The organism is Xanthomonas arboricola pv. juglandis, assembly GCF_905367715.1.
GTDB lineage: Bacteria > Pseudomonadota > Gammaproteobacteria > Xanthomonadales > Xanthomonadaceae > Xanthomonas > Xanthomonas arboricola.
The window spans coordinates 3,277,368-3,296,606 of sequence record NZ_HG999362.1; the positions used below are offsets into that span (position 1 = coordinate 3,277,368).

General features: G+C 66.5%; 13 protein-coding genes. 9 read left to right on the forward strand and 4 right to left on the reverse strand.

Annotation, left to right across the window (positions count from 1 at the left end; translation table 11 throughout):
• The first annotated feature begins 579 nt into the window (after positions 1–579).
• From mfd to KHN93_RS14340, 8 genes are all read left to right on the forward strand, one after another.
• Entirely contained in the window at positions 580–4,050 is a 3,471-nt protein-coding gene (mfd, locus tag KHN93_RS14305) for a transcription-repair coupling factor (protein ID WP_211920482.1), read from the forward strand.
• Positions 4,051–4,555: 505 nt separating this feature from the next.
• Complete coding sequence (locus KHN93_RS14310; RefSeq protein ID WP_016905011.1) at positions 4,556–4,885, forward strand: STAS domain-containing protein; 330 nt, start codon at positions 4,556–4,558, stop codon at positions 4,883–4,885.
• 16 nt (positions 4,886–4,901) lie between these two features.
• A complete protein-coding gene (locus KHN93_RS14315) occupies positions 4,902–6,908 on the forward strand; it encodes a chemotaxis protein CheA (RefSeq protein WP_039526255.1) in 2,007 nt (668 codons plus the stop codon).
• A 68-nt stretch (positions 6,909–6,976) separates the two neighbouring features.
• Complete coding sequence (locus KHN93_RS14320; protein WP_211920484.1) at positions 6,977–9,133, forward strand: methyl-accepting chemotaxis protein; 2,157 nt, start codon at positions 6,977–6,979, stop codon at positions 9,131–9,133.
• A gap of 10 nt (positions 9,134–9,143) precedes the next feature.
• On the forward strand, positions 9,144–9,671 hold the full coding sequence (locus KHN93_RS14325; RefSeq protein ID WP_211920487.1) for a chemotaxis protein CheW: 528 nt from the start codon (positions 9,144–9,146) through the stop codon (positions 9,669–9,671).
• Between the two features lie 28 nt (positions 9,672–9,699).
• Positions 9,700–10,983, forward strand: coding sequence for an EAL domain-containing response regulator (locus tag KHN93_RS14330; protein ID WP_024939355.1), 1,284 nt, complete (start codon positions 9,700–9,702; stop codon positions 10,981–10,983).
• A 1-nt stretch (position 10,984) separates the two neighbouring features.
• Positions 10,985–11,791, forward strand: a complete 807-nt coding sequence (locus tag KHN93_RS14335; protein ID WP_024939356.1) for a CheR family methyltransferase — start codon at positions 10,985–10,987, stop codon at positions 11,789–11,791.
• Positions 11,788–12,915 (forward strand): protein-glutamate methylesterase/protein-glutamine glutaminase, encoded by a 1,128-nt coding sequence (locus KHN93_RS14340; RefSeq protein ID WP_026064711.1) that lies wholly within the window; start codon positions 11,788–11,790, stop codon positions 12,913–12,915. Before KHN93_RS14335 ends, KHN93_RS14340 begins: the two co-directional genes overlap by 4 nt.
• 25 nt (positions 12,916–12,940) lie before the next feature.
• On the opposite strand, the gene KHN93_RS14345 is transcribed toward KHN93_RS14340, so the two are convergent.
• The 4 genes from KHN93_RS14345 to gpmA all read right to left on the reverse strand — a co-directional run bounded on the left by KHN93_RS14345 (position 12,941) and on the right by gpmA (position 18,236).
• Positions 12,941–14,503: a phospholipase D family protein gene (locus KHN93_RS14345; RefSeq protein WP_211920489.1), complete on the reverse strand. Its 1,563-nt coding sequence runs from the start codon at positions 14,501–14,503 to the stop codon at positions 12,941–12,943.
• A 151-nt stretch (positions 14,504–14,654) separates the two neighbouring features.
• Positions 14,655–16,754, reverse strand: a complete 2,100-nt coding sequence (locus KHN93_RS14350; RefSeq protein ID WP_211920491.1) for a M13 family metallopeptidase — start codon at positions 16,752–16,754, stop codon at positions 14,655–14,657.
• A gap of 249 nt (positions 16,755–17,003) precedes the next feature.
• Complete coding sequence (locus KHN93_RS14355) at positions 17,004–17,321, reverse strand: hypothetical protein (RefSeq protein ID WP_104559728.1); 318 nt, start codon at positions 17,319–17,321, stop codon at positions 17,004–17,006.
• A 165-nt stretch (positions 17,322–17,486) separates the two neighbouring features.
• Entirely contained in the window at positions 17,487–18,236 is a 750-nt protein-coding gene (gene gpmA, locus KHN93_RS14360) for a 2,3-diphosphoglycerate-dependent phosphoglycerate mutase (RefSeq protein ID WP_016904068.1), read from the reverse strand.
• 103 nt (positions 18,237–18,339) lie between these two features.
• Here gpmA and nfi point away from each other — a divergent pair, with 103 nt between their 5' ends.
• Positions 18,340–19,053, forward strand: coding sequence for a deoxyribonuclease V (nfi, locus tag KHN93_RS14365; protein ID WP_211920493.1), 714 nt, complete (start codon positions 18,340–18,342; stop codon positions 19,051–19,053).
• Positions 19,054–19,239: the final 186 nt, after the last annotated feature.

Below are 19,239 nucleotides of genomic sequence, written 5' to 3' on the forward strand. Positions count from 1 at the left end.
GGTTGTTGATGTGTCGCTTGGCTGCAGGGCCCTTGCCCGCCCACCCTCGCAGGAAACGCCGCAAGTACGTCCTTGTAGGCTCTTACGCGGCATCCATGCCGCGTAAGGTCCCGCGACGGTGAGCGGGCAAGGACCTGTCGGGATGGTCGGTGTGTATGGTTTTCAACAAAACAACCGGCAACTGTCTGGGGCGGTGTCCTCGCCGATTGCGGGACCGTGTGGCGGCACGGATGCCGCCACCGAGCCTCCACGGACGGATTCACGGCGTGTCCCGCGAGCGGTGAGGACGCCGCACCCCCGACTCACCTGGCTTTTAATTGTTGATCTGTCGCTTGGCTGCAAGGCCCTCGCCCGCCCACCATCGCAGGACACGCCGCAAGTACGTCCCTGTAGGCTCTTACGCGGCATCCATGCCGCGTAAGGTCCCGCGACGGTGAGCGGGCAAGGACCTGTCGGGATGGTCGGTATGTCGATGGCGAGAGCGCCGCACATCCGACCACCGCGGCGCAGGTGGCCCGGCGCCGGCTTTCACGCCGGATGGACCGGCCGCGGTAGGGGCTCTGGTAAAATTGCCGGCTGATGCCGTCACCAACCACCTTCCCCTCTCCGCCGCTGCCCAAGTCCGGCCAGCTCCGCGCCTATTGGCGCGCTCCGTCTTCGCCGACTGCGCTGGCCTGGTCGATCGCACGTGCCGCCGAGGCGCATGCCGGCCCGCTGCTGGTGATCGCCCGCGACAACCAGAGCGCGCATCAGATCGAGGCGGATCTGCATGCCTTGCTCGGCGAGCACGCGACGCTGCCGGTGGTGCCGTTTCCCGATTGGGAAACCCTGCCCTACGACCAGTTCAGCCCGCACCCGGAGATCATCAGCCAACGCCTGGCCGCACTGCATCGGCTGCCCACACTGACCCGTGGCGTGGTGATCGTGCCGGTGCAGACGCTGATGCAGCAATTGGCACCGCTGAGCTACATCGTCGGCGGTAGTTTCGATCTCAAGGTCGGCCAGCGGCTGGATCTGGATGCGGAAAAACGCCGTCTGGAAAGCGCCGGCTACCGCAACGTGCCGCAGGTGATGGACCCGGGCGATTTTGCAGTGCGCGGCGGCCTGCTCGACGTGTTCCCGATGGGCGAAGCCACGCCGTTGCGGATCGAGTTGCTGGACGAGGATATCGACTCGATCCGCGCCTTCGACCCGGAATCGCAGCGCTCGCTGGACAAGGTCGAGGCCGTCAAGCTGCTGCCCGGCCGTGAAGTGCCGATGGACGATGCAAGCGTCGAACGTGTGCTGGCCTGCCTGCGCGAGCGTTTCGACGTGGATACCCGACGCAGCGCGCTGTATCAGGATCTGAAGTCGGGGCTGGCGCCGTCGGGGGTGGAGTATTACCTGCCGATGTTCTTCAGCAAGACCGCCACCTTGTTCGATTATCTGGACAAGCGCGTGCTGCCGCTGGTCGCCACCGGCGTCTCCAATGCGGCCGACACGTTCTGGGCGCAGGCGCAGGACCGCTACGAGCAACGCCGCCACGATGTGGAACGCCCGCTGCTGACGCCGGACGAGTTGTATCAGTCGCCGGACGCACTGCGCGAGCGGCTCAACAAGCTGGCGCGCATCGAAGTCTGGGCCAGCGACCATCCGCGCATCGACGAGGCCGCCGCGCTGGGCGACCAGCCGTTGCCGCCGCTGCCGGTGGCGGCAAAAGACGCCCCGGCTGGTCAGGCGCTGGCCTCGTTCCTGGGCCATTACCCCGGCCGCGTGCTGGTGGCCGCCGATACCGCCGGCCGGCGCGAAGCCTTGATGGAAGTGCTGGCCGCCGCGCAGCTGAAGCCGGAGGTCGTCGCCGACCTGCCCGCCTTCCTGGCGGCGCCCAAGCTGCGCTTCGGCATCACCGTGGCGCCGCTGGAAGACGGCTTTGCGCTGGACGCCCCGCAGATTGCGGTGCTGACCGAGCGCCAGCTGTTTCCCGAGCGCGCCAACCAGCCGCGCCGCAGCCGCCGGGTCGGGCGTGAGCCGGAAGCGATCATCCGCGATCTGGGCGAGCTGTCCGAAGGCGCGCCGATCGTGCACGAGGACCACGGTGTGGGCCGCTACCGCGGCCTGATCGTGCTCGACGCCGGCGGCATGCCCGGCGAGTTCCTGGAAATCGAGTACGCCAAGGGCGACCGGCTGTATGTGCCGGTGGCGCAGCTGCATCTGATCAGCCGCTATTCCGGCGCCTCGGCCGAGACCGCGCCACTGCATTCGCTGGGCGGCGAGCAATGGACCAAGGCAAAGCGCAAGGCGGCCGAAAAGGTCCGCGACGTGGCGGCCGAATTGCTGGAAATCCAGGCCCGCCGACGTGCGCGTGCCGGTCTGGCGCTGCAGGTGGACCGGGCGATGTACGAACCGTTCGCGGCCGGCTTTCCGTTCGAGGAAACCGCCGACCAGCTGGCGGCCATCGATGCGACGCTGCGCGATCTGGGCAGCAGCCAGCCGATGGACCGCGTGGTCTGCGGCGATGTCGGCTTCGGCAAGACCGAGGTGGCCGTGCGCGCCGCATTTGCCGCCGCCAGCGCCGGCAAGCAGGTCGCGGTGCTGGTGCCGACCACACTGCTGGCCGAGCAGCATTACCGCAACTTCCGCGACCGCTTCGCCGATTACCCGATGAAGGTGGAAGTGCTGTCGCGCTTCAAGAGCACCAAGGAGATCAAGGCCGAGCTGGAGAAGGTCGCCAGCGGCGAGATCGACGTCATCATCGGCACGCACCGGCTGCTGCAGCCGGACGTCAAGTTCAAGGACCTGGGCCTGGTCGTGGTCGACGAAGAGCAGCGCTTCGGCGTGCGGCAGAAGGAAGCGCTCAAGGCAATGCGCGCCAACGTGCATCTGCTCACGCTCACCGCGACCCCCATCCCGCGCACGCTCAATATGGCCATGGCCGGGTTGCGCGACCTGTCGATCATCGCCACCCCGCCGCCGAACCGGCTGGCGGTGCAGACCTTCATCACCGCCTGGGACAACGCGCTGCTGCGCGAGGCCTTCCAGCGCGAGCTCAGTCGCGGCGGGCAGCTGTACTTCCTGCACAACGACGTGGAAAGCATCGTGCGCATGCAGCGCGAGCTGTCCGAACTGGTGCCGGAAGCGCGCATCGGTATCGCGCATGGGCAGATGCCCGAGCGCGAACTGGAGCGGGTGATGCTGGATTTCCAGAAGCAGCGCTTCAACGTGTTGCTGTCGACCACGATCATCGAGTCGGGTATCGACATCCCCAATGCCAACACCATCATCATCAACCGCGCCGACCGCTTCGGCCTGGCGCAGTTGCACCAGCTGCGCGGCCGCGTCGGCCGCTCGCATCACCGCGCCTATGCGTACCTGGTGGTGCCGGATCGTCGCTCGATGACCTCCGACGCGGAAAAGCGCCTGGAGGCGATCGCCTCCATGGACGAGCTCGGCGCCGGCTTTACCCTGGCCACCCACGATCTGGAAATCCGCGGTGCCGGCGAGCTGCTGGGCGAAGATCAGAGCGGGCAGATGGCCGAGGTCGGTTTCAGCCTGTACACCGAGCTGCTGGAACGCGCGGTGCGCAGCATCCGCCAGGGCAAGCTGCCGGATCTGGATGCGGGCGAGGAGGTCCGCGGCGCCGAGGTCGAGCTGCATGTGGCCGCGCTGATTCCCGAGGATTACCTGCCCGACGTACATACGCGCTTGACGCTGTACAAGCGCATCTCCAGCGCCCGCGACGCCGATGCGCTGCGCGAATTGCAGGTGGAGATGATCGACCGCTTCGGCCTGCTGCCGGACCCGGTCAAGCACCTGTTCGCGATTGCCGAGCTCAAGCTGCAGGCCAATGCGCTGGGTGTGCGTAAGCTGGACCTGGGCGAGAACGGCGGCCGGCTGGTCTTCGAGGCAAAACCGGCGATCGACCCGGTCGCGGTGATCCAGATGATCCAGAAGCAGCCCAAGATCTACACCATGGACGGCCCGGACAAACTGCGCATCAAGCTGCCGCTGCCGGAAGGCGCGGACCGCTTCAATGCCGCACGCGGGCTGCTGACGATGCTGGCGCCGAGATAAGCGCGCTGCCCGGTCGGTTGCGCCTGCTTTATGCAGCGCTCTCGACTGTGCAGGACGCAAGCAGGCGTCGGGCGCGTTGCGATCGCGGCGCGAAGTCAATCCGGTCCGGTGCGGCATTTCCACTAACGCCCTTCGCCCATGCGACGCCGGTCCGTGACGCATGCCGCCTGTTTCATGCGTTTTCGCGGCAGTGGCCGTGCACAGATCCATCCTGCACGCATTAAAGAAGTCGGCTGAAAGGCGGCTATCTGTCCTGCAGGACTGTCCAGGACATTGGTTTCCTGAGCCTGCTTGCGACAAAGCTGAGCAATTAATGCCCAGGCAGTGATGGATTTCTCAAATCCGTCACTGCACTGAATTTGGCCTAAATATTCCTGTCACGCGCCGATACCTGCATGGACCGGCATGTCCGCGTGTGCAGAGCTGCCCACGCAAGCCACGCCGGAGCGACCTTCTTCCGCGTCATGGCACGCATCCGTGCGCCATCGCATCGCTTGAGGCATCAATGAACACGCCACTGTCCGATCTACCCGCGCCGCTGACGCTCGCCCTGGAAGGCGAGATGACCATCCGTCGCGCTGCCGAACTCAAGCCGCTGCTGCAGCCGGCCTTGCTGCATCCGGGCGGATTGCACCTGGACCTGGGCGCGGTCAGCGAGATCGACACCACCGGCCTGCAGTTGCTGCTGGCGACCAAGCAGGCGATCCAGGCCGACGGCCGGCCATTTTCGCTGACCGATTCCAGCCGCGCGGTGGTCGATGTGATCGAACTGCTCGGCCTGCTCGAAGCGCTGTACCCGCACGCGGTTGCGGGTATCGGCGAACGCATTCACTAACGGACCGGCAACGCGTATGGATATGAACCAGCTGATGCAGACCTTCCTGGCCGAGAGCCGGGACCTGCTCGAAGACATGGAACGTCACCTGCTCGAAGCCGAGCGTGGCGAGTCCTCGCCGGATGCGGTCAACGCGATCTTCCGTGCGGCGCACACCATCAAGGGCTCGGGCGGCCTGTTCGATCTGCCGCAGCTGGTCGGCTTCACCCATGTCGTGGAAAGCGTGCTGGACCTGGTGCGCGACGACGCGCTGACGCTGAGCTCGGAACTGATCGCGCTGCTGCTGGTGTGCTGCGACCACATCCATGCCCTGGTGGAAACCGCCGCCGACCCCGCTCACGCCGATGCCGACGCACTGGCGGCAGAGGCCGAACCCCTGCTGGCACAACTGCAGACCTACCTGCAGGCCAGCGCATGCGGTGTCACCGCCACCGCCCTCCAGCACAGCACCCCGGAAAAACAGAGCGGTTACTGGCGCATCACGCTGAAACTGTTCGCCGACGCACTGCGCTACGGCAACTCGCCGCTCAAGCTGATCCGCAACCTGCGCGGGCTGGGCTCGGTCGAGTCGATCAGCACCGATGTCAGCCAGCTGCCGAGCTTCGAAGCGCTCGATCCGGAAGCCAATTATCTGGGCTTCCAGATCCTGCTGCGCAGCGATGCCGACCGTGCCGCGATCGAGGACGTGTTCGAGTTCGTGCGCGAAGACTGCGACCTGGAGATCCTCTCGGTGCCGGCACCGATGGACGCCAGCGCGGTGCCTGCCAGCGAGCCGGTCGCGGCTGCCGCGCCGGTCGTCGGCACGCTGGCTGCCGTCCCGGCCGCAGCGCCGGCACGCGCGCCGCAGGACACCGGCGCACGCAACACCGACGCGCGCTCGATCCGCGTCGACGCCGACAAGCTCGATCGCATGATCGATCTGGTCGGCGAACTCATCATCGCGGTGGCCGGCACCAATGCCAACGCACAGCGCACCGGCGACGCGCAGTTGCTGGAATCGGCCTCGATCCTGGCCGGCCTGGTGGAAGAGGTGCGCGAAAGCGCCCTGCAACTGCGCATGGTCAAGATCGGCGGCACCTTCAGCCGCTTCCAGCGCGTGGTGCACGATGTGGCGCGCGAACTCGGCAAGGACATCGCGCTGGTGGTGGCCGGCGAGGACACCGAGCTGGACAAGTCGGTGGTGGAAAAGATCGGCGACCCGCTCACCCATCTGGTGCGCAATGCCATGGACCACGGCATCGAACCGGCGGACGTGCGCGTGGCGCGCGGCAAGCCCGCACGCGGCACCGTTGGCCTCAATGCGTATCACGACTCCGGCAGCATCGTCATCCAGATTACCGACGACGGCGGCGGCCTGAACCGCGACCGCATCCTGGCCAAGGCACTGGAACGCGGCCTGATCGAACCGGGCCGCCAGCTCAGCGACCGCGAGGTGTTCGCGATGATCTTCGAGCCGGGGTTCTCCACCGCCGAAAAGGTCACCAACCTGTCCGGGCGCGGCGTCGGCATGGACGTGGTCAAGCGCAACATCACCGCGCTGCGCGGCACCGTGGAGATCGACAGCAGCGCCGGCGTGGGCACCACCATCTCGGTGCGGCTGCCGCTGACGCTGGCCATCATCAACGGCTTCCAGGTCGGTGTCGGCAAGTCGGTGTTCGTGGTGCCGCTGGACGTGGTGGAGGAATGCGTGGAATTCACCCCCGACTACGCCAGCGACTACATCGACCTGCGTGGCAGCGTGCTGCCGTATGTGCGCCTGCGCGAGCTGTTCGCGCTCGGCGGCAGGACGCCGGCGCGCGAAAGCATCGTGGTGATCCGCCAGGGCGCCCAGCGCTTCGGCCTGGTCGTGGACACCTTGCTGGGCGAATGGCAGACCGTGATCAAGCCGTTGTCCAAGGTCTTCGCGCAGGTCAAGGGCATCAGTGGCTCGAGCATCCTGGGCAGCGGCGATGTCGCGCTGATTCTCGATGTGCCCAGCCTGCTGCAGCAATTGCATCCAAACCAGGACGCCCTGGCGGCCTGAGTCACCACACCAGCACTCCCCACATCACCGCGCCATTCGTTGTTCCCTGAGCCCAGGAAGCTGCCGCCATGTCACATCGTCTCCCGATCGCCACGCAGTTGTGGTTCACCGCCGCCCTCGCCCTCGCCTTGCCCGTCGTGGTGGTGGTCGCCGGCTTTGCGCTGACGCTGTCGCACGGCGCCCTGCTCGCCGCCAGCGTCCTGGCCGCACTCGTCAGCGGTGCGCTGCTGCTCCATGCGATCCGCAGCGCGACCGGCTCGCTGCAGCTTGCCACCACCACGCTGGATGCCTTTGCGCGCGGCAACTTCGCTGTCGCCCTGCCGCAGCTGCGCGATGAGCAGGCCTGCGAGGTGCTGCGTGCGCTGCGCAAGGTGCAAGGTAACATCGCCCACGTCAACGAGGAGATCAACCGCGTCTCGCAGGAACACGATGCCGGCGAGATCGATGCACGCATCGACGTGGCGCGTTTCGACGGCGACTTCCGCACCATGGGCGAAGGCATCAACCGCATGGTCGCCAGCCACATCGCGGTCAAGAAGCAGGCCATGGCGTGCGTGGCCGAGTTCGGCCGCGGCAACTTCTCCGCCGAGCTGGAACGCCTGCCGGGCAAGAAGGCCTTCATCAACGAGATCGTCGAGCAGATCCGCGGCAACCTCACCGGCATGGTCGCCGAGGTTAACCGCATGGCGGCCGAGCACGATGCCGGCGATATCGACGTGGTCATCGACAGCCAGCGTTTCAGCGGCGATTTTCGCCGCATGGCCGAAGGCATCAATGCGATGGTGGCCAGCCACATCGCGGTCAAGAAGCAGGCCATCGCCTGCGTGGCCGAATTCGGCCGCGGCAACTTCACCGCGCAGCTGCCGTTGCTGCCGGGCAAGAAGCGCTTCATCAACGAAACCCTGGAACAGGTGCGCGGCAACCTCACCGGCCTGATCGCCGAGATCAACCACATGTCGGCCGAGCACGAGGCCGGCGACATCGACGTGGTGATCGACAGCAGTCGCTTCGACGGCGATTTCCGCAGCATGGCTACCGGCATCAACCAGATGGTGGGCGCGCATATCGCGGTCAAGAAACTGGCGATGGGCGTGGTGGCCGAATTCGGCCGCGGCAACTTCGAGGCACCGCTGGCGCAACTGCCGGGCAAGAAGGCCTTCATCAACGACACCGTGGAGCGTGCGCGCGGCAACCTGCGCAGCATTTCCGAGGTGATCCAGGTGATGGGCGCAATGGCCGACGGCGACCTCACCCACACCGTGGAAGGCCGCTACGAAGGCGCGTTCGCCGACATGCAGCGCTACGTCAACACCACCATGAGCCGGCTGACCGAGATCGTCGATGAGGTCAACCGCAACGCCGAGAACCTGGCCAGCGCCTCCGAACAGGTCAGCGCCACCGCGCAGGCGCTGGCCCAGGCCGCCAGCGAACAGGCTGCCGGCGTGGAAGAGACCAGCGCCTCGCTGGAACAGATGACCGCCTCCATCGCGCAGAACACCGAGAACGCGCGCGTCACCGACAGCATGGCCGCCAAGGCCGCCAGCGAAGCGGCCGACGGCGGCGACACCGTGCGCGCCACCGTGGTGGCGATGAAGGACATCGCCAAGAAGATCGGCATCATCGACGACATCGCCTACCAGACCAATCTGCTGGCGCTCAATGCCGCCATCGAGGCCGCGCGTGCCGGCGAACACGGCAAGGGCTTTGCGGTGGTGGCAGCGGAAGTGCGCAAGCTGGCCGAGCGCAGCCAGATCGCCGCGCAGGAGATCGGCGAGGTGGCCGGCTCCAGCGTGGACCTGGCCGAAAGCGCCGGCCGCGTGCTCGGCGAGATGGTGCCCTCGATCCGCCGCACCTCCGACCTGGTGCAGGAAATCGCCGCCGCCTCTGAAGAACAGACCGCCGGCGTCAGCCAGATCAACACCGCCGTCGGGCAGTTGAACCAGACCACGCAGTCGGCCGCGGCCAATGCCGAAGAACTGGCCGCCACCTCGGAGGAAATGAGCGCGCAGGCCGAACAGCTGCAGCAGTTGATGGGCTTCTTCCGGCTCGGCAACAGCGGGCGTGCAGTGGCATCGCCCAGCAACAAGCCTGGCCCGCGCCGGATCGCAACGCATGGCAGCAGCACCGCGGTCAGCACGCCGCCGCGTCGCAGCAACGTGCGCCAGATCAGCGCGGTGGCGACCACCGCCGATGCGATCGACGAATCGCAGTTCGCCAGCTTCTGAGGAAACGACGATGCAACCGCACAGCGCAGCCATCACCACCACACGCACCGTTGCGCCGTCATCGACGGCACCGCAGCAATACCTGACCTTTCTGCTGGGCACGGAGATGTTCGGCCTGGGCATCCTCGGCATCAAGGAAATCATCGAATACCGCGCCCCCACCGACGTGCCGATGATGCCGCCGGCGCTGCGCGGCGTGATCAACCTGCGCGGCGCGGTGGTGCCGGTGGTGGATCTGCAGCAACGCTTCGGCCGCAATGCCAGCGCGATCACCAAGCGCAGTTGCATCGTGATCGTGGAGATTGCCCATGGCCAGACGCATCAGGTGCTCGGCCTGCTGGTGGACGCGGTGAGCGAAGTGCTGGAGATCGCACCCGACACCATCGCCGGCGCGCCCAGTTTTGGCGCCGGCATCGCACGCGAATGCATCCATGCGATGGCCAGGATCGGCGAACGCTTCGTGATCCTGCTCGACGCCGACGCGGTGCTGGGCAACGACGCACTCGCCCAGCTGCCTGTCGCCGAGCTGGCAGCCTGACATGTCCAGCATGCACGCAAGGACTCCCATGCGCCCCACCCTTCTCTCCTGCAGCTGCGCGCTGGACGGCCCCGTGTTGGTCGTCGACGACAGCGTGGTCCAGCGCGAACACGCGATGGCGCTGTGCCGCCAGCTCGGCGCCGTCGCGGTCGACGGCGCGGTCGACGGTCACGCCGCGCTGGCCTGGCTGGGCAGTGCAATTGCACCATCGCTGCTGCTGATCGATCTAGAAATGCCGGGCATGGACGGCGTGCAGCTGCTCGATGCGCTGGCACGCGGCAAGTACAGCGTGCCGGTGGTGGTGGTCTCGCAGCGCGGCGGCGCCCTGATCGATGCGGTGATGCAGCTCAGCCGCAGCGCCGGCGTGCGCGTGCTTGGCGGCATCGAAAAGCCGATGCATCTGCAGGACCTGGCCAACGTGCTGGAGTGCGAACCGGGACTGGCCACGAACGCGCCTGCGTTTGCACAGCCGGCGATATCGCCGCTGATGTCCAGCGGTGGCGCGGCGGCATCGCGGCTGGACCGGGCCATGCGCCGCGGCGAAATCCGCGTGGCCTACCAACCCAAGCTCGATCTCAGGGATGGCCGCCTGCGCGGTGTGGAAGCACTCGCGCGCTGGCGCCGCCCGCAAGGCGACATGATCGGGCCGGAGCGCTTCATTCCGCTGGCCGAACGCGAAGGCCTGATCCATGCCTTGACCCAGCAGGTGATCGACCTGGCGGTTGCGCAACTGGTGGACTGGCGCGCGGAAGGCTTCGAGCTGAGCCTGGCCTTGAACCTGTCGCCCAACCTGCTCAGTGAGCAGGGCTTTCTCGAACAGCTATGCGGCAAGCTGAGCGACAACGGCCTGAGCCCTGCCGATCTGGTGCTGGAACTCACCGAAAGCGCCATCGTCGAGCCGGCCAATGCCCTGAGCATGCTGGCGCGCCTGCGCCTGCATGGCTTCGGCCTGTCGATCGACGACTACGGCACGGGGTTTTCCTCGCTGCAGCGCCTGGCCAGCATTCCCTTCACCGAACTCAAGCTGGATCGCAGCTTCGTGCATGCCGCCCATCGCAGCCGCAGCCAGCGCACCGTGCTCGAATCCACGCTGGAACTGGCGCACCGGCTCGACCTAACCGCCGTGGCCGAAGGGGTGGAAACCCCGGACGACTGGCGCCTGCTGCGCGAGCTGGGCTGCGACCTGGCGCAAGGCTACCTGATGGGCTCACCGATGCCCGGGCCGATGCTGTCGGAATGGTGGCGCGAACACGCCGTGCGCATCGCCCGCCTGTGCGGCAACGCACTGCCCAGCGATGCGGATGTCGCCTGACATGAGCACGTCCACCGCCATCACCGAACAGGAATTCGGCCGCTTCCAGCGCTTCATCTTCGAAGCGGCCGGCATCAGCATTTCCTCGGGCAAGAAGGCCATGTTGTGCGGCCGCCTGGGCAAGCGCCTGCGCGAACATCAGTTCAGCAATTACACGCAGTACCTGCAGTTGCTGGAAAGCCGCCAGGACCGCGCCGAGATCCAGACCGCAATCGATCTGCTGACCACCAACGAAACCTACTTCTTCCGCGAGCCCAAGCACTTCGAATTGCTGCGCAAGCTGGCCGGCGAACATCGCGGCGGCCTGCCGTTCCGCTGCTGGAGCGCGGCCAGCTCCAGCGGCGAAGAGGCCTACAGCATGGCGATGGTGCTGGACGACGCCTTGCAGGGGCGGCCGTTCGAAGTGGTCGGCAGCGACATCAGCACCCGCGTGCTGGCCAAGGCGCGCACCGGGCACTACGCGCTGCAACGCATCGACGGCATTCCGCAGGCGTATCTGAAGCGCTATTGCCTGCGTGGTCAGGGCGAGTACGACGGCACTTTGCTGGTGGAGCGCCGCCTGCGCGACCGGGTCAAGTTCGTGCATGCCAACCTCAACACGGCCTTGCCGATGCTGGGCAGCTTCGATGCGATCTTCCTGCGCAATGTGATGATCTATTTCAATGGCCAGACCAAGCGCGAGGTCATCCTGCGCGTGCTGTCCAACCTCAAGTCGGGCGGATATTTCTGCATCGGTCATTCGGAAAGCCTGAGCGAACTCGACATCGATCTGGTCCAGGTGGCACCCTCGATCTTCCGCAAGGCCTGAGCCAAGGATCCGCCGTGTCGATAGCCCTCAACCGCCCTGCCGCCAGCCCCAGTCCCATCAAGGCCATGGTCGTCGACGACTCGGCGGTGGTGCGCCAGGTGCTGGTGGGCGTGCTCAACGACGCGGCCGACATCGAGGTCATCGCCACCGCGGCCGACCCGTTGCTGGCGATCGAGAAGATGCGCAAGCAATGGCCGGACGTGATCGTGCTGGATGTGGAAATGCCGCGCATGGATGGCATCACCTTCCTGCGCAAGATCATGAGCGAGCGCCCCACCCCGGTGGTGATCTGTTCGACGCTCACCGAAAAAGGCGCACGCGTCACCATGGATGCCCTGGCCGCTGGTGCGGTGGCCGTGGTGACCAAGCCGCGACTGGGGCTCAAGCAGTTCCTCACCGACTCGGCCGAGGAACTGGTCAATACGGTGCGCAGCGCCGCACGCGCCAACGTCAAACGGCTGGCCGCGCGGGTTGCCGCAGCGCCGCTGGAAGCGGAGGTCAAGCACACCGCCGATGTGATCCTGCCTGCGCAAAGCGGGCGCGCGCTGGCGCAGACCACCGAGCGCATCGTTGCCATCGGCACCTCCACCGGCGGCACCCAGGCGCTGGAAGAAGTGCTGACCGCCTTGCCGCGCGTCTGCCCCGGCATCGTGATCGTGCAGCACATGCCGGAGAAATTCACCGCCGCCTTCGCCGCGCGCCTCAACGGCCTGTGCCAGATCGCGGTGAAGGAAGCGGCCAACAACGACCGGGTGATGCCGGGCCGCGCATTGATCGCGCCCGGCGGCAAGCATCTGCTGCTGCGCCGCAGTGGCGCGCAATACTTTGTCGAAGTGATGGAAGGCCCACCGGTCAACCGGCATCGTCCGTCGGTGGATGTGCTGTTCCGCTCGGCCGCACGTGCGGCCGGCAGCAATGCGCTGGGCATCATCATGACCGGCATGGGCGACGACGGCGCCGCCGGGCTGCTGGAAATGCGTCAGGCCGGCGCGCGCACGGTGGCGCAGGACGAGCACACCAGCATCGTGTTCGGCATGCCCAAGGAAGCGATCAAACGCGGCGGCGCCGACCGCATCCTGCCGCTGGGCGCGATGGCGCGCGAGATCGTGACACAGCTGCAGTAGCGCGCTGCACGCGCATGCGGCGGAACTACAACTGCGACTCCAGCGGCAACCAGCCCATCACCGTCGCCGCGCCACGCCGCCACACGCTGGCTGCCGGCTCCTGCGACCACACCTCGGGCGGTTGCGCCGCATCGTCGTGCCAGCGCAACTCGCCGTGCTCCAGAGTCACGCGGTAACTCACCGGCGCACCGATCTTGCGGTTGTAGACCTGTTCCAGTTGCGCGGCCACTGCGCGATCGTTGAACAGCAGGCCCATCTCGGTATTGAGGTTCATCGAGCGCGGATCCAGATTGAACGAGCCGATGAAGCCGCTGCTGTCGTCCACCACGAAAGCCTTGGTGTGCAGGCTGGCCCCGCTGGACCCGAACAGGCTGCCGTCCGGCTTGCCCATCGGCTTGAGCTCGTACAGGCGCACGCCCTGGGTAAGCAAGGGCACGCGGTAACCGGCATAGCCGCTGTGGACGGCGACCACGTCGTTTGCCGCCAGCGAATTGGTCAACACGCTGACGCGCACATTGCGCCGACGCAACTGGCCGATCCAGCGCATGCCTTCCTCGCCCGGCACGAAGTACGGTGAGATCACCTTCAGCTCGCGCTGCGCACGCGCCATCTCGCCGATCAGGATTGGCGTCATCCAGTCGGCCTGCGGCGGTGCGCCCTCGGCCTTTTCCGGCGGGTCGGAGACGATGCGCGCCTGCTCCAGCCAGTGCACCTGGCGCTGGCCCTTCGTCAGGGCCTGCACGCTCGGCGACTGGCGCAGCCGCTCCACGTAGGGATGCGCGCGTGCCGATGCCAGGCCGGCGTCCAGACTGCCGCGCAACGCATCCAGTGCCTGCGGCTGTGCGGTCACCAGCGCGGCCAGCGGCAAGGCGTTGGGGCTGTTCCAGTACGCATCGAAGACCTGCTCGGCCTGGCCCACGGCCGGCCCCATCAATGCCGCGTCCATGTCCATGAAGTTGGTGTCGCGCGCCGCATCGAAATACTCGTCGCCGACATTGCGGCCGCCCACCACCGCCATCCGGCCATCGGCAATCCAGGCCTTGTTGTGCATGCGCCGATTGATGCTGAACATGCGCAGCACCATCTCCACGCCGCGCATCAGCGTGCCTTCGCGCGCACGGGTGGGATTGAACAACCGGATCTCGATCAGCGGGTGGCTGTCCAGCGCCGCCAGCACCGAATCGCTGCCATGGATGTTCATGTCGTCCAGCAGCAGGCGCACGCGCACGCCGCGATCGGCCGCATGCAGCAGCTCGTTGTGCAGCAGGTTGCCGGTGAAGTCCGCATGCCAGATGTAGTACTGCAGATCCAGGCTACGCCCGGCCGCACGCGCGGTGAGCGCGCGCACCGCAAACGCATCGACGTTGTCGGGCAGGATCACCATGCCGGTCTGGCCGGCATGTGCCCGCTGCAGCGGCGCGACGACCCGGTCGATCGGCGTGGCAATCGCCGTGGCAGGCAACGCATGGCTCACCGCACCGCGCTGACGATCGGCAAAGCGCCCGTAACCGTACAACGACAGCACGCTGCCCAGCACCAGGATCAGCGCACCGATCCCGATCGCCTTGAAGATCTTTCGCCTTGTCACTGCCGCTCCCTGCCATTCGGAGCGCGGCAGTCTAGACGCTGCACCGGCAGCCCGATGTGCAGACGCAGCCGCAAGCAGGCTCTACAAAGCCGCCAAAACAAGGCATTTGCAGCACGCGCGGTCGCAACCGCGCGTGCTGCAGTTGCGCCGATCACCAGATTGCAACGCGCTCCTTGTCCCCACGCACCATCGCATCGCCGGGCTTGCACTGGAATGCCTGCGCGAATGCCGGCATGTTCGACGGCGCGCCATTGGCGCGGAAATTGGCCGGCGCATGCGGATCGGTGTTCAGGCGCACGCGCAGTTCGCCGTCGGTGAAGTTGCGGCGCCACACCGTGGCCCAGTTCATGAAGAAGCGCTGGTCCTGGGTATAACCGTCGATGTCCTTGCCGGCGTCGGGTTGTTCCTGCAACGCCATCTGCAGCGCGTCGTAGGCCACGGTGAGGCCGCCCAGGTCGCCGATGTTCTCGCCCAGGGTCAGCTTGCCTTTGACGTGTACGCCGGGAATCGCCTCATAGCCGTCGAACTGCGCCACCAGCTGGTCGGTGCGCTGGGTGAACAGCTTGCGGTCCGCATCGGTCCACCAAGTATCGAAGTTGCCCTTGGCATCGAACTGGCTGCCCGAGTCGTCGTAGCCATGCATCATCTCGTGCCCGATCACAGCGCCGATACCGCCGTAGTTCAACGCCGGGTCGGCCTTGGGGTCGAAGAACGGCGGCTGCAGGATCGCGGCCGGAAACACGATCTCGTTGCGCGTGGCGTTGTAGTACGCATTGACCGTCTGCGGGGTCATATGCCACTCGCGCTTGTCGACCGGCTTGCCGATCTTGTCCAGCATGTAGCGATAGTTGAATGCCTGCGCAGCCTGCATGTTGGCCAGGAAGCCATCGCCACGTGTCTCCAGGCCCGACCAGTCGCGCCATTGATCCGGGTAGCCGATCTTGGGCGTGAAGCTGGCCCACTTCTCCAGCGCGCGCTGCTTGGTTTCCGCGCTCATCCAGTCGAGTTTTTCCAGCCGCGCCTTCAGCGCCGCCGAGAGGTTCTGCACCAGTTGCTGCATCTGCTGCTTGGACTCGGCCGGGAACGCGGACTGCACGTACAACTGGCCCAGGGCCTCGCCCATCGCCTCGTTGACCGCGTTCAAGGTGCGCTTCCAGCGCGGCAGCATGTCCTGCTGGCCACGCAGCGTCTTGGCATAGAAATCGAAGTTGGCCTGCTCGAACGGTTTGGCCAGATACGGCGCTGCTTCATCCACGCTGTGGAAACGCAGGTAGGCCTTCCAGGTGTCCACCGGCGTGTCGGCCAGCATCGCATCGAGCTCGGCGAAGTAACCCGGCTGGCTCAGCGAGAACGTCCCGGCCGGCACCTTGAGCGCGCTGAAGAACGCCTGCCAGTCGAAATGCGGGGTGACCGCATTGGCACCGGCCACATCGACCGGGTTGTAGCGCTTGGCCGGGTCGCGCAGCTCGATGCGCGACAGCGAGGCATTGGCCAGGCGCGTTTCGAACGCCATCACCGCCTTGGCCTGGGTTGCCGCCTGCGCTGGCGCAACGCCGGACAATTCCAGCACGCGCGCGATGTAGGCCACGTACTGCTCACGGATCTTGGCCTGCGCCGGATCGGTGTAATAGCCCTTTTCCGGCAGTCCCAGACCGCCCTGGCCTGCGTAGGCGATCATCTGCTCGGAATTCTTGTAGTCGGCATTGGCGCCGAACGAGAACATGAAGCCCTGGCCCTTGGCATAGCTGTCGCGCAACCACGCGGCGATGGACGGTGCATCGGTCAGCGCATCGATCGCCTTCAGCTGCGGCTGCAGCGGCGTGATGCCGGCCTTGTCGATCGCCGCTTCGTCCGAGCCGGTGCGCCACAGGTCGGCGATCTTGGCATCCACCGAACCGGCCGACAGGTTGCCGCGCGCCAGTTGCTCCACCAGCGCGTGCTGGATGGTCAGCGAACGCTCGGCCAGCACTTCGAAACTGCCCCAGCTGGTGCGGTCCGATGGCACCGGATTGGCCTTGAGCCACTTGGCGTTGAGGAAGCCGTTGAGGTCCTGGCACGCGTCGATGGCCGGATCCAGATCGTTGATGCCGAAGGCCACGATCGGTGCATCGAGCTTGGACACATCCACCCTGGTCGGTGCGGCCGGCGTTGCGGCCGGTGCCGGCTTGGCGCTGTCGTCGGAACTGCCACACGCCGCGAGCGTCACCGCGATGGCCACCGCAAGCGACAGTGGCGCGAATTTGCTCAACATCTTTCCATTCTCCAAGGCAGACGACCGCGTCGGACGCAGTCAAAAAAGTAGGCAATCAGCGCAGACACACCAACCACACCATCATCGCAACGGCACCGCAACGCCCTGACGTCCGGTGCCGCGCCTTATCGAAGAACGCACAACGACCGACAAGACACTGCGCGTCAGCTGGGCACGCGCGTGCCAGCGCCATCTACCGCCGCGGAAACCACCCAGCAGTCCGGCGCAGCAGCGCGCCATCGACTGCGGTCATTTGCGTGCGTACATCGGCGCCATCAGCAGATACACCGGATACGCCAGCGCCATCAGCACCAGCGCGACCTCATGCCCGGACGCTGCCTCCGCCCAGGATTCCATCTGCCGCGACGGCCCCAAAAAACCAAACATCAGCAGCGCCACACCCATGACGCAGATCAGCAGCGCCACGCCGATCGCCGAAGCGGACACGCTGCCCCAGGCCAGCACCGCGAACGCAGCGCTGCCACCGCCCAACAGCAAACCCAACGTCACCAGATACGCGCGGCAGTAGGTGGCACTCATCTGTTGCCTTTTACGCTTGCTGGACATCATGTCTCCCCTGCAAGAACACACGCATGCGGTCCTGCGGTACCCGTTCGATCCGCGAACAGACGCCGCCCGTGTGTCAAACCCGCACGCCTCACTCGAACGCGCGCTGCGAAACCCACGCCACGCTGCGCGCCGTGCACGCAGCGTGGCCAGCGGATGCGGCGATTACTTCGCCTTGCCCTGGTTGGCCACCGCTTCGGCGGCACGCTTGGCCGCTTCCGGGTCGCCCAGATAGCGGAAGCTTTGCACCTGCAGGTTGTCGTCCAGCTCGAACAGCAACGGGATGCCGGTCGGGATGTTGAGCTCCAGGATCTGCTCGTTGGAGACGTCGTTGAGGTATTTGTACAGCGCGCGCAGCGAGTTGCCGTGCGCGGTCACCAGCACGGTCTGCCCGGCCTTCAACTGCGGTGCGATCGCGTCGTGCCAGTACGGCAGCACGCGCACCAGCGTGGTCGCCAGCGACTCGGTACCCGGCAATGCATTGCGGTCCAGCGTGGCGTAGCGACGGTCGTGACACGGATGCCCTGGATCGTTGACGTCCATCGCCGGCGGCGGAATGTCGTAGGAACGGCGCCAGATCTTGACCTGTTCCTCGCCGTGCTTGGCTGCCGTCTCGGCCTTGTCCAGCCCCTGCAGGCCACCGTAGTGGCGCTCGTTGAGGCGCCAGCTCTTGGACACCGGCAACCAGTCCTGGTCGAGTTCCTTCAACGCGCCCTGCAGCGTGTGGATGGCGCGCTTGAGCACCGAGGTGTGCGCCACATCGAACTGCAGGCCTTCGTCCTTCATCAGCTTGCCGGCCGCAGCGGCTTCCTGGCGGCCTTGCTCGGTGAGTTCCACATCCACCCAGCCGGTGAAACGGTTGTCCAGGTTCCATTGGCTCTGGCCATGGCGCAGCAGTACGAGTTTGCGGGTCACTACGGTTCTCCGATTGGGGGCCGATCAGCCTGCGATTGTAACGGCAGCCAGCGCATCGCAGGCGTGCACGGCACCGCCACGGCCAGCGCGCGATGCTGCAGCCATGCAAACGATCGATCCCGTCTTTGCCGGTTGGGATGGCAGCGTCATCCAGGCGCGACAGTTGCAACAGCAACTGGCACACCGCGTGGTGCTGCAGGACCAGGCCGGCGCAACACCGCAGCTGCTCGCCGGCTTCGACGTCGGCTTCGAAGACGACGGCCAGACCACGCGCGCGGCCGCGGTGCTGCTGGATGCAGACATGCTGCTGCCGCTGGAAACGCATGTCGCGCGCGTGCCCACCTCGATGCCGTACGTACCGGGGTTGCTCAGCTTTCGCGAGCTGCCGGCCTTGCTGCAGGCGCTGGCACTGCTCTCGCGCCCGCCGGATCTGGTCTTCATCGACGGCCAGGGCATTGCGCATCCGCGCAAGCTCGGCATCGCCGCGCACTTTGGCGTGGTGACCGGCTTGCCCAGCATCGGCGTAGCCAAGCAACGCCTGGCAGGCAGCTTTGTCGAGCCGGGACCCGAGCGCGGCGACCATAGCCCGATCCTGCTGGGCGGCACGCAGATCGGCTGGGCGCTACGCAGCAAGCTGCGCTGCAATCCGCTGATCGTCTCGCCGGGCCATCGCGTCTCGATGCAAGGCGCGCTCGACTGGACGCTGCGTACCCTGCGCGCCTACCGCCTGCCCGAGCCCACGCGCCTGGCCGATCGGCTGGCCTCGCGGCGCGGCGAGATCGCCCTGGACACCGCGGCGCCCGCACAACTGTTCTAGCGCGCGGCAGTCAATCGCGATCGACCTGCTGCGTGCCTGCAGCCGTCGTCCGCGATGAACGAGTCCGGCGTGCTCGTGCCGGCTGCCGGCGCGCCATGCAACGACGTTCCAGTACGCGGCATCCAGGCCCGGCGCGCATCGGCGCTAGCGATACCGGCGCGAACTCTCTCGCAGTCGACCGGCGAT